A 10,917-nucleotide genomic window follows, 5' to 3' on the forward strand; every position below is an offset into this window, starting at 1 on the left:
CAAGGGGCTGTCGAAACAAAAGGCCCTGCGCCGCCACGCCCTGCGCAACGCGCTGATCCCGGTGCTGACCATCATCGGCTTGCAGTTTTCCTTCATGCTGGCCGGCGCCATCATCATCGAGAACGTCTTCTACCTGCCCGGCCTTGGGCGGCTGATCTTCCAGAGCATTTCGCAGCGTGACCTGATCGTGGTGGAAAGCGTGGTGATGCTCCTGGTCTTTGCCGTGGTGGTGGTGAATTTCCTCGTCGATCTCACCTATGCGCTGGTCGATCCGCGCCTCAGGGGGAGGCAATGATGCGCCTGCCCTCTGACGCCCCCCGCAGCGTCTCGCCCCTGCGCGCGGTCTCGCGCTCGCTCAATCTTTCCCTGGGTCTGGTCCTGATCCTGATCTTCTTTGGCGCGGCGCTGGTCTCGCTGATCTGGACGCCTTATGACGTGGCTGCGCTGGACATACCCAACAAGCTGAAGCCCCCCGGCTGGCCGCATCTGATGGGCACCGATCACTTTGGGCGCGACGTGTTTTCGATGATCCTGGTGGGGGCCCGCACCTCGATCGCCGTGGCGGTGGTCGCGGTGGGCATCGGCATGGGGCTGGGCGTGCCCCTGGGGCTGACCGCCGCGGCGCGGCCCGGCAGTTTTCTTGACGAGCTGATCATGCGCGGCAACGATCTGGTCTTTGCCTTCCCGGCGCTGCTGATCGCCATCATGATCACCGCCGTCTTCGGCCCCGGCGCGGTCAATGCCATCCTTGCCATCGGCATTTTCAACATCCCGGTCTTTGCCCGCCTCTCGCGCGGCGCGGCGCTCAGCCTCTGGACCCGCGACTTCGTGCTCTCGGCGCGGGTCGCCGGCAAGGGGGCGCTGCGCATCTCCTACGAACACATCCTGCCCAATATCCTCAACCTGTTGATCGTGCAGGGCACCATCCAGTTCAGCTTGGGCATTCTGGCCGAGGCCGGGCTCAGCTATGTCGGGCTGGGCGCGCAGCCGCCGATCCCCAGCTGGGGCCGCATGCTGGCCGAAAGCCAGACGATGATTTCCTTTGCGCCGCATCTGGCGCTGTTTCCGGGGCTGGCCATCGTGCTCACGGTGCTGGGGCTGAACCTCATGGGCGACGGGCTGCGCGACCTTCTTGATCCCAAGATCCGGAGGGAACGCTGATGGCGCTTCTGTCGATCAACCACCTGACCCTCTCGATCCATGGCACGCCCATCCTGCGCGATGTGTCGATGTCCTTGCAGCCCGGCAAGGTCCTGGGCGTGATCGGAGAGTCCGGCTCCGGCAAGAGCATGACCGCCAATGCCGTGATGCGGCTTTTGCCGAATGGCGCCGCCTGCACCGGGCAGATCGTCCTGGAAGAGCGCGACCTTTTGGACCTCGGCGAAACCCGGATGAACACCCTGCGCGGGCGCGACATCGGCATGATCTTTCAGGAACCGATGACCGCGCTCAACCCGGTGCAGACCATCGGCGATCAGGTGGCAGAGACCATCCTGATCCACAAGGCCGCGTCCAAGGCGGACGCGCTGCGCATCGCCCGCGAAACGCTGAACCGGGTCGGCCTGCCGGAAAAGACGTTCCCGATGAGCCGTTATCCGCACGAGCTTTCCGGCGGGCAGCGGCAAAGGGTGGTGATCGCCATGGCCATTGCCCTGCGCCCCAGGCTGCTGATCGCAGACGAGCCCACCACCGCGCTGGACGTGACCACCCAGGCGCAGATCCTGCGGCTGTTGAAACGGCTGGTTCAGGAAGACGGCATGGGGCTGATCCTGAGCACCCATGATCTGGCCGTGGTCTCGGACATGGCCGATGACATCGTGATCATGAAGCGCGGCGAAGTGGTCGAAGAGGGCCCGGCCGCCACGCTTTATCGCCAGATGAAGCACCCCTATACCAAGGCCCTGTTCGCGGCCTCGGGGCATGTGCCCGACCGGGCCCCGGCCGCGGAATCGGCACAGACCCCGCTGCTCGAGGTCCGCAATGTGGTGCGCGACTACAGCCTGCCGCGCACGCGGTTGTTCAGGGCGCCGGGGCATTTCCGCGCCGTCGATGACGTGAGCTTTGCGATCCGTCGCGGCGAAAGCCTGGGGCTGGTCGGCGAAAGCGGCTGCGGGAAATCCACCCTGACCCGCGCGCTTCTGGGGCTGGAAACGGTGCAGGGCGGCGAGATCCTTTTCGACGGCAAGCCGATGGTCGAGAACGGGCGGGTGGTGCCGGGCATCCGGCGCAAGATGCAGGTGGTGTTTCAGGACCCCTACGGATCTTTCAACCCCCGCCACAAAGTCGCGCGGCTGATCACCGAACCCTACCACCTGTTGCCCGATCCCCCCAAGGGCGCCGAGCGCGACCGCGCCATCGCCGAGGCGCTGGAAAGCGTCGACATGCCGGCGGCGGCGGCCGACAAATACATCCACGAGTTTTCCGGCGGCCAGCGCCAGCGCATCGCCATTGCCCGGGCGCTGATCATCCGGCCCGAGCTGATCATCCTCGACGAAGCGGTTTCGGCGCTGGATGTGTCGGTACGCGCACAGGTGCTCGATCTGTTGTCGGATCTCTCCGCGCGCCTTGGGCTGACCTATCTTTTCATCTCGCACGATCTGTCCGTGGTGCGCGCCATCACCGACCGGGTTCTGGTGATGAAATCGGGGCGCATCGTCGAGCACGGCGCCACCGAAGCGGTCTTCAAGGCCCCGCGCCACGATTACACGAAAACCCTTATAGACGCCGCGCCACGATTGCCGGACGTGGCCCGAGAAAGGACCGCAGGATGACATTACAGGATGATCTCTGGTTTCCCACCGACCGCTGCCTGATCGGTGGCATCTGGGCGGCACCGCAAAGCGGCGCCACGCTCGACCTCATCGACCCGTCGGACGGTACCCGCCTGTGTCCGGTGGCCCGCGGCGGCGCCGGCGACATCGACGCCGCCGTGCGCGCCGCCCGCAGCGCGCTGGACGGGCCATGGGGCGCCATGACGGCGGCCGAGCGCGGCCGCATCCTGACCCGGATCGGGCAGCTGGTGCTCGAGCGGGCCGACCGGCTTGCCCGGCTCGAGTCGCGCGACGTCGGCAAACCCCTGACCCAGGCCCGCAACGATGCCATCGCCCTGGCCCGCTACATGGAGTTCTATGGCGGCGCCGCCGACAAGGTGCATGGCCAGACCATTCCCTACCAGCGGGGCTATACCGTCTATACCCTGCGCCAGCCACATGGGGTGACCGGCCATATCGTGCCCTGGAACTACCCGATGCAGATCATCGGCCGCTCGGTCGGGGCGGCGCTGGCGATGGGCAATGCCGCCGTGCTGAAACCGGCCGAAGAGGCCTGCCTCACGGCGCTGGCCTTTGCCGAACTGGCCATCGAGGCCGGGCTGCCCAAGGGCGCGCTGAACGTGGTGCCGGGGCTGGGCGAGGAAGCCGGCGCGGCGCTCAGCGCCCACCCGGGCGTCGATCACATTTCTTTCACCGGCTCGGTCGGGGTCGGCGGTCTGGTGCAATCCTCGGCCGCCGCCAATGTGGTGCCGGTGACGCTGGAGCTGGGCGGCAAGTCCCCGCAGCTGGTCTTCGACGATGCCGACCTCGACCGCGCGCTGCCGTTTCTGGTCAATGCCGGCATCCAGAACGCCGGCCAGACCTGCTCGGCGTCGTCACGCATTCTGGTGCAGGCCGGCATCTTCGACGAGGTGCGCGACCGCATGGCGGCGCGTTACCGGGATCTGCGGGTCGGCCCGGCGATGGCCGATCTGGACGTCGGGCCGCTGGTATCGGCACGTCAGCAAGAGATCGTCTCGGGCTTCCTTGCGCTGGCTGCTAAGCGCGACGTCGCCGCCCGCGCCACGCTGCCCGCCGACCTGCCCGCCGGCGGCAGCTATGTCGCGCCGACCCTGCTGGCCCCGGTCGCCGCCGATCACCCTCTGGCCCAGCAGGAGATCTTCGGCCCGGTACAGGTGATGATCCCGTTCGAGGACGAGGCCGAGGCGCTGCGCATCGCCAACGGCACCGAATTCGGTCTCGTCGCCTCGGTCTGGACCGCCGATGGCGGGCGCCAGATGCGGCTGGCCAGCCGGCTGCGCGCGGGGCAGGTCTTCGTCAACAACTACGGCGCCGGCGGGGGGGTCGAACTGCCTTTCGGCGGCGTCGGAAAATCGGGCCACGGGCGCGAAAAGGGCTTCGAAGCACTTTACGGTTTCTCGACGGTGAAAACCGTCGCAACATATCACGGATAGGGGGACAACATGAGACTGCAAGGAAAAACCGCCGTCGTCACCGGGGGCGCATCGGGTTTCGGCGCCGGCATCGCGCGCAAATTCGTCGCCGAGGGCGCGCGCGTCATCATTGCCGACCTCAACGGCGGTCTGGCCCGCGACCGGGCGGCCGAACTTGGCAGCGCCGCGATCCCGGTGACGGTCAATGTCGCCGAGAACGACTCGGTCGCGGCGCTGGCGGATGTGGTCGACCGCGATTTCGGCCACCTCGATATTCTGGTCAACAATGCCGGCGTCACCCATCTGCCGAAACCGCTGGAAGAGGTCGGCGACGACGAGTTCGACCGCATCATCGGCGTCAACACCCGCGCCATCTTTCTGGCGGCGCGCCATTTCGTGCCCGCCATGAAGGCCGCCGGCAAGGGGGCGATCCTCAATATCGCCTCGACCGGCGGCGTCAGCCCGCGCCCCAACCTGACCTGGTACAATGCTTCCAAGGGCTGGGCGATCACCGCGACCCGTAGCATGGCCGTCGAACTGGCCCCCTTCGGGGTGCGCGTCAACGCCATCAACCCGGTCGCCGGGGAAACCCCGCTGCTGAAATCCTTCATGGGAGAAGACTCGCCCGAGATGCGCGCCAAGTTCCTGTCGACCATCCCGCTGGGCCGGTTTTCCACCCCCGAGGACATCGGCGCGGCGGCCTGCTACCTGTGTTCGGACGAGGCGTCGATGGTCACCGGCGTCTGCCTCGAGGTCGACGGCGGGCGCTGCATCTGAGCCCGGGCCGACCCGGCCGGGGTTACAGTGCCTGATTGCGATGGAGATCGTACAGCCAGTCGCAGAACTGGATGACCTCGCGCCGCATCGGGCGGGCGTCCGGCAGCACCAGAAAGAAACTGCGGCTCATCGGCAGCTTGCAGTCGAGGGGCGAGACCAGCAGCCCCCGATCGAGGTAGGTTTTCGAGAAGCTCTCCGAGATGATCGCCGCCCCGGTGCCGCCCGAGAGGATCTGCAGCGCCATCAGCGAGGAATCGGCCCGCATCATGCCGGGCACCGGCGGCAGGTCGCGCCCGTACAGCGCCGCCAGCCGCCCCCAGTCGGTTTCCGAACCGATGATCTGCACCGCCTTTTCCGCCAGCGCCTCGAGGGTCGGGCCCGCATCACAGGCGGCGGCGACGGCCGGATGGCACAGCACTTCGGACGAGCGATGCCCGAGATGGCGAATATCGCGCTCGTCCCAGTCACCATGACCATAGCGGATCTCGACGTCGAAGGCCGCGTCCTCGGTGCGGTCGGTCCAGACCGCGCTGGTCAGCTGCACCTCGATTTCGGGATGCGCGGCGTGAAACCCGGCCAGCAGGGGGGCCAGCACCAGCGTCCCGTAGCTGATCGAGGCATGGACCCGCAGCCTGCGTTTCTGGCGTGCACCGAACAGCCCGTCGGTGGCCTCGCGCATCTCGGCAAACCCCTTGCGCACCGGCTGCGCATAGGCCTGCCCGAGATCTGTCAGCGCCACGCCGCGCGGCAGCCTGACGAACAGGCTTGCCCCGAGATGCTGTTCCAGCAGCTTGATCTGCTGGCTGACGGCAGCCGGAGTCAGGTTCAGCGCCTCGGCGGCGGCGGTGAAACTGCCCAACCGGGCCGCCGCCTCGAAGGACCTGAGCCAGGTGACATGTGGCAGTTTTGTCATTCTCCCCCTCCGCCGGGCACCGGAAAACGCCTCCGGGGCCGTCGAAGAGTTAAATGAAATTAAGCCACCCCGGTCAAAGGTAAAATCACACTTGATGCGGCCCGGCCGCCCATGCCCGCCGGGCCGCCGGCGCCCCGGCGCGGCGGTTCATCCGCCGGTCTGCGACCGCCCGGCGCCTTTCGGGATCACCTCATAGCCCGGCGCCTCGGGTTCGTCGTCGGTCATTTCCGCCGGAAAGCCCGGCGCCAGCACGTCAAGCCCGGTGGCCTCTTCGAGGCGGCGGATGACATTGGGCGACAATTCGCGCGCGCCATAACGGGCGATGGCGTCGTCGAAGATCCGGATCATCAGCGGGTTCATCTCAAGCGGCACCCCGGCCCGGTTCGCCACCTCCTGAAACAGGCCGATGTCCTTGCGCACAAGGTCCATGGTGAATGAAATATCGCGCGACCCGTTGAGGATCACCTGGCTTTCGGTCTCGTGCGAGAAGCTGTTGCCCGAGGAGATCCGGATCGCCTCGTAGGTCGTGTTGAGATCCATCCCCGCCGCCTTGGCGGTGGTCAGCGCCTCGCTGCTGGCAACAAGATGCGCCGTCGCAAGGTAGTTGGTCAGCACTTTCAGCACCGAGGCCGAGCCCAGGGGCCCGGTGTGCAGGATGCGCCGCCCCATGGTGGTGAGCAGCGGCAGAATGGCTTCGAACGTGGCCCGTTCGCAGCCGGCGAAAATGGCGATATTGCCGGTATCCGCACGATGGCAGCCGCCGGACACCGGGCAATCCACCGCCGCCCCGCCGCGCGCGATCACCTCGGCGCCAAGGCGCTTGACCTCGGCCTCGTCGGTGGTCGACATCTCCATCCAGACCTTGCCCCCGGTGACTTCGGGCAGCATCTTTTGCATCACCGCGTCCGAGGCGGCGGGCGACGGCAGGCAGGTGATGACCGCATCGCAGTCGCGCATCATCTGCGCCGGGCCTTCGCCCGCCTTCGCGCCACGGTCGACGAACCCCGCCACCAGTCCACCGTCGAGATCATGCACCGTCAGATCGACGCCGTTGCGCAGCAGCGACCCCGAAAGCTTGCCGCCGACGTTGCCGAGCCCGATGAACCCTACCTTCATTGTCCTGCTCCTTCCTGGCCCGAGGCCGGTTGTCACGGGCCGACCGGCCCCGGTCTCCATGTTCCAGATCGAAAGCGGTTCAGGAAACGAATTTTTCGCCCCCTGAGACCCCATGGAACTTAAGGCTCGACCTGCGCGGGATCAGTCAGCCCAAAGCCGGCCGGCACTCAGCCCAAAGCCGGCCGGAACAAGGCAAAACGCGCCCCGAAGGGCGCGCCGTGACATTTGGAGCAGTCGGGACCGGAGCGGTTCAGCCCAGCCGGTCGAGAAACGCCGACAGGATCGCCCGGTCGCCGTCGGCCAGTTCGGCAACGCGGCTGCGCCACAGGGTCGCCTGCGAGCGCAGGATCGGCCCGTCACCAAGGATCTTCAGGTGGTTGGCACGCAGCGTCTCGCCGGTCGAGGTGATGTCGGCAATGGCCTCGGCGGTCTCGTTCTTGACCACGCCCTCGGTCGCCCCCTGACTGTCGACCAGCTGGTAATCAGCGATGCCGTTGTCCTGAAGGTACTCGCGCACGATGCGGTGATATTTGGTCGCCACGCGCATGCGGAAGCCGTGTTTCTTGCGAAAGGCGGCCGCCACCGCGTCCAGATCATCGAGATTGTCGACATCGACCCAGCAGGCGGGCACCGCCAGGATCAGGTCGGCCTGACCGAACCCCAGGGGCGCGATCTCTTTCAGCTGCTGCTCCCAGCGCGGCAGTTTCTCGCGCACCAGATCGGTGCCTGTCACCCCGAGATGGATCCGCCCGGCCGCCAGCTCGCGCGGGATTTCCCCGGCCGAGAGCAGCACCAGCTCGACCCCGTCAACGCCCTGCACGGCGCCGGCGTATTCGCGGTCCGAACCGGTGCGCTCGAGCATCACGCCGCGCGCCTTGAACCAGTCGAAGGTCTTGTCCATCAGCCGCCCTTTCGAGGGCACACCCAGCTTGATCGTCACGGCTTTGCCTCCAGGTCGAGAAGAAGTCCGGCGCGGATCACCCCGCCCACGGCCGGGATCGCACGCCCCTGCCCCAGCACCCGGGTCAGCGCGTCATAGCGGCCACCCGATGCGACCGGCGGCAGATCGGCGCGCGCGGTCGCCGAAAACCCGAAGACGAAACCGTCGTAATACTCCATCGAGGTCCGCCCGTAGCTGGCCTCGAAATCCAGCCCGTCGACGTCGATGCCGCGCGCCGCCAGGGCCTCGATACGATCCTTGAGGCAGAACACCGCCTCGTTGATCGCCGGCAGGTCCACGGCGATGTCGCGCAGGTGTTCCAGCGCGAAGGGCAGTTTCTGGCGCACCGACAGGATCGCCTCGATCAGTTCCACCTGCCCGGCCGAGATCGGCGGCTCGGCGGCATCCTCGCGCAGCGCCTCGATGCGGGCCGCGATCTCCGACGGGTCGCGCAGACCGATCAGCGGGTAATCATGCCGCATGGCATCGCTGGCCGCCAACAGCGCCGCGCGGCTCGCGGGCACTGGCGCGCGTCCCGAGAACCGGTCCAGCAGCGCGCGGAACCGCCGCGGGCGCCAGATATGGCGCATCAGCGCCGCCTTGCGCCGCTCGGAGGTCTCAAGACCCGCCACCGCGGCCATCAGGATACCGATGTCGCCGGTCGCGGCGCGCACCTCGATGTCGCCGAGCGCCCGCTGGATCAGCGCAAATACCTCGGCATCCGCCGCCGCCGGGTTTTCTCGATCGAAGACCTCGAACCCGACCTGGGTGTATTCGTTGGGCTTTTCGGGGTCATCCTCCTGACGGCGGAAGACCTCGCCGGCATAGGTGTAACGCGCCGGCTCGGCGCCGTGCTCCATATGCATCTGCACCACCGGCACGGTGAAGTCCGGGCGCAGCATCTGCTCGCCGCGCAACGCGTCCGAGGTCACATAGGCGCGGGCGCGGATGTCCTCGCCGTAAAGGTCCAGCAGCACCTCGGCCGGTTGCAGAACCGCGGTCTCGACCGGGCGCGCCCCGGCCGCCTCGAACTGGGCGCGCAGCTCGGCTGCGCGGGCTCGGATTCGGGCTTTCTGTGGCATCAGCTTGTCTGCCCCTCAAGGATCTCGCGCACCTTGGCGACCAATTGGCCGCGCGGCACCTCGAACTGGCTGGGGCGTTCCTTCCATTCTTCCAGCGTGGCGCTTTCGGCGATCTTGGCGCCAAGGATCAGGTCCTTGATCTGCACGATGCCCTTGTCCTTCTCGTCGCCGCCCTCGATCACCGCCACCGGGCTGCCACGGCGATCCGCATATTTCAGCTGGTTGCCGAAGTTCTTCGGGTTGCCGAGATAGACCTCGGCGCGGATGCCGGCGTTGCGCAGCTCGGCGACCATCGCCTGATAGTCGGCCATGCGGGCGCGGTCCATCACCGTGACCACCACCGGACCCGTCTCGGTGCCGCCGATGCGGCCCTTTTCGCGCAGCGCCGCCAGCAGCCGATCGACACCGATCGACACGCCGGTCGCGGGCACCTCCTGTCCGGTAAAGCGTTTCACCAGATCGTCATAGCGCCCGCCGCCCGAGACCGAGCCGAACTGGCGCTTGCGGCCCTTTTCGTCAAAGATTTCAAAGGTCAGCTCGGCCTCGAACACCGGGCCGGTGTAATAGCCGAGGCCGCGCACCACCGAGGGGTCGATCTCGATCCGATCGGCGCCATAGCCGCCCGCCTCCAGCAGCTCCGCGATCTGTTCCAGCTCGGCAATGCCCTCGGCGCCCACATCCGAGCCCCCCACGGCCGCGCGCAGATTGGCAAAGGTCTTGGCGACATCGGCAGCCTTGGAGGTCAGGAAGGCCAGAACCGGCTCTGCCTGATCGTCGCTGAGCCCCACGCCGTCGATGAAAGCACCCGAGGCATCGAGGCGGCCCTTGGTCAGCAATTCGCGCACGCCTGCCTCGCCGACCTTGTCGAACTTGTCGATGGTGCGCAGCACATTGTCTCGCGCCGCCCGGTCGTCGCCAAGGCCCATCGCCTCGAGCACGCCGTTCAGAACCTTGCGGTTGTTGACCCGCACCAGATAGTCGCCGCGCGGGATGCCGACGGTCTCCAGCGTGTCCGACAGCATGGCGCAGATCTCGGCATCGGCCGCCATGGAGGCGGTGCCCACGGTGTCGGCATCGCATTGGTAGAACTGGCGGAACCGGCCGGGGCCCGGCTTTTCATTGCGCCAGACAGGGCCCATCGCATAGCGGCGATAGGGGGTCGGCAGATCGTTGCGGTGCTGGGCATAGACCCGCGCCAGCGGCGCCGTCAGGTCATAGCGCAGTGCCATCCAGTCGCCCTTGCCGTCCTCGTCCGCCTCCTGCCAGGCAAAGACGCCCTCGTTGGGGCGGTCGACATCGGGCAGGAACTTGCCCAGCGCCTCCACGGTTTCCACCGCGCTCGATTCCAGCGCGTCGAACCCATAGCGATGATAGACCCCGGCGATGCGATGCAGCATCTCGGCGCGCTCGGTCACCTCGGCGCCGAAATAGTCGCGGAAACCCTTGGGCGTGATCGCCTTGGGGCGCGGGGCTTTTTTCACTTTGGCCATGCTCGTGGTCCCTATGGGAATGGTTTCGCCAAGGGCTTTACCCAATGCCCGCCATGGGGGCAAGCAAACCCTCTGCCGCAGCCGGCGGCGCCGGGGCCTTTCTCTTGCCACAAGCATCCTCGGGGGTGAATTGCGCCAGAGGCGCAAGAGGGGGCAGACAGCCCCCGCCTGGTCGCCATCCTCGACTTCCCGGACCACCGCTCCGCGATGAAAGCCTCCGTCCGGAACTCCTCCTTGGGACACATGCGGATCACCACGATGCCGGCGCTCACCCGCGCCGCCTGGCGCGACCTGCTCCGCGAGATCTGGGGCGCTCCGACCGCGAACAATTGGTGGCGCGGCAGCCACCAAAAACCCTCCCGTCCAACAAAAAAATAGCCTGTTCCCCCTCCCCC

10 protein-coding genes are annotated in these 10,917 nt (G+C 67.1%); 5 read left to right on the forward strand and 5 right to left on the reverse strand.

What is annotated here, in order from left to right:
* The 5 genes from ABZD10_RS09205 to ABZD10_RS09225 form a co-directional block, all read left to right on the forward strand.
* Positions 1–295, forward strand: a 295-nt coding sequence (locus ABZD10_RS09205; protein ID WP_372885994.1) for an ABC transporter permease subunit, incomplete at its 5' end; no start/stop codon positions are given.
* The gene (locus tag ABZD10_RS09210; protein WP_372885995.1) at positions 295–1,161 is read left to right on the forward strand and encodes an ABC transporter permease; all 867 of its coding nucleotides are present in this window, start codon (positions 295–297) and stop codon (positions 1,159–1,161) included. The genes ABZD10_RS09205 and ABZD10_RS09210, both read left to right, overlap by 1 nt.
* The gene (locus tag ABZD10_RS09215) at positions 1,161–2,771 is read left to right on the forward strand and encodes an ABC transporter ATP-binding protein (protein ID WP_372885997.1); all 1,611 of its coding nucleotides are present in this window, start codon (positions 1,161–1,163) and stop codon (positions 2,769–2,771) included. The genes ABZD10_RS09210 and ABZD10_RS09215 overlap by 1 nt, the downstream gene beginning before the upstream one ends.
* Positions 2,768–4,225, forward strand: a complete 1,458-nt coding sequence (locus ABZD10_RS09220) for an aldehyde dehydrogenase family protein (RefSeq protein WP_372885998.1) — start codon at positions 2,768–2,770, stop codon at positions 4,223–4,225. Before ABZD10_RS09215 ends, ABZD10_RS09220 begins: the two co-directional genes overlap by 4 nt.
* A 9-nt stretch (positions 4,226–4,234) precedes the next feature.
* Positions 4,235–4,981, forward strand: coding sequence for an SDR family oxidoreductase (locus tag ABZD10_RS09225; protein WP_372885999.1), 747 nt, complete (start codon positions 4,235–4,237; stop codon positions 4,979–4,981).
* A gap of 22 nt (positions 4,982–5,003) precedes the next feature.
* Here the strand turns inward: ABZD10_RS09225 and ABZD10_RS09230 are convergent, their stop codons facing one another.
* From ABZD10_RS09230 to hisS, 5 genes are all read right to left on the reverse strand, one after another.
* Complete coding sequence (locus ABZD10_RS09230; RefSeq protein ID WP_372886000.1) at positions 5,004–5,894, reverse strand: LysR substrate-binding domain-containing protein; 891 nt, start codon at positions 5,892–5,894, stop codon at positions 5,004–5,006.
* Between the two features lie 147 nt (positions 5,895–6,041).
* Entirely contained in the window at positions 6,042–7,010 is a 969-nt protein-coding gene (locus ABZD10_RS09235) for an NAD(P)-dependent oxidoreductase (RefSeq protein ID WP_372886002.1), read from the reverse strand.
* A 250-nt stretch (positions 7,011–7,260) separates the two neighbouring features.
* Positions 7,261–7,950: an ATP phosphoribosyltransferase gene (gene hisG, locus ABZD10_RS09240; RefSeq protein WP_372886003.1), complete on the reverse strand. Its 690-nt coding sequence runs from the start codon at positions 7,948–7,950 to the stop codon at positions 7,261–7,263.
* The gene (locus tag ABZD10_RS09245; RefSeq protein WP_372886005.1) at positions 7,947–9,032 is read right to left on the reverse strand and encodes an ATP phosphoribosyltransferase regulatory subunit; all 1,086 of its coding nucleotides are present in this window, start codon (positions 9,030–9,032) and stop codon (positions 7,947–7,949) included. The genes hisG and ABZD10_RS09245 overlap by 4 nt, the downstream gene beginning before the upstream one ends.
* Positions 9,032–10,522, reverse strand: a complete 1,491-nt coding sequence (hisS, locus tag ABZD10_RS09250; protein ID WP_372886006.1) for a histidine--tRNA ligase — start codon at positions 10,520–10,522, stop codon at positions 9,032–9,034. The genes ABZD10_RS09245 and hisS overlap by 1 nt, the downstream gene beginning before the upstream one ends.
* Between the last annotated feature and the right edge of the window lie 395 nt (positions 10,523–10,917).

The organism is Shimia sp. (assembly GCF_041624275.1).
In the GTDB taxonomy this organism is placed as follows: Bacteria; Pseudomonadota; Alphaproteobacteria; order Rhodobacterales; family Rhodobacteraceae; genus Shimia.

What these genes read in the sequence shown, in the direction of transcription:
- ABZD10_RS09210 (WP_372885995.1), top strand. Translation starts at nt 295, where the DNA reads ATGCGCCTGCCCTCTGACGCCCCCCGCAGCGTCTCGCCCCTGCGCGCG.
- ABZD10_RS09215 (WP_372885997.1), top strand. Translation starts at nt 1,161, where the DNA reads ATGGCGCTTCTGTCGATCAACCACCTGACCCTCTCGATCCATGGCACG.
- ABZD10_RS09220 (WP_372885998.1), top strand. Translation starts at nt 2,768, where the DNA reads ATGACATTACAGGATGATCTCTGGTTTCCCACCGACCGCTGCCTGATC.
- ABZD10_RS09225 (WP_372885999.1), top strand. Translation starts at nt 4,235, where the DNA reads ATGAGACTGCAAGGAAAAACCGCCGTCGTCACCGGGGGCGCATCGGGT.
- ABZD10_RS09230 (WP_372886000.1), bottom strand. Translation starts at nt 5,894, where the DNA reads ATGACAAAACTGCCACATGTCACCTGGCTCAGGTCCTTCGAGGCGGCG.
- ABZD10_RS09235 (WP_372886002.1), bottom strand. Translation starts at nt 7,010, where the DNA reads ATGAAGGTAGGGTTCATCGGGCTCGGCAACGTCGGCGGCAAGCTTTCG.
- ABZD10_RS09245 (WP_372886005.1), bottom strand. Translation starts at nt 9,032, where the DNA reads ATGCCACAGAAAGCCCGAATCCGAGCCCGCGCAGCCGAGCTGCGCGCC.
- hisS (WP_372886006.1), bottom strand. Translation starts at nt 10,522, where the DNA reads ATGGCCAAAGTGAAAAAAGCCCCGCGCCCCAAGGCGATCACGCCCAAG.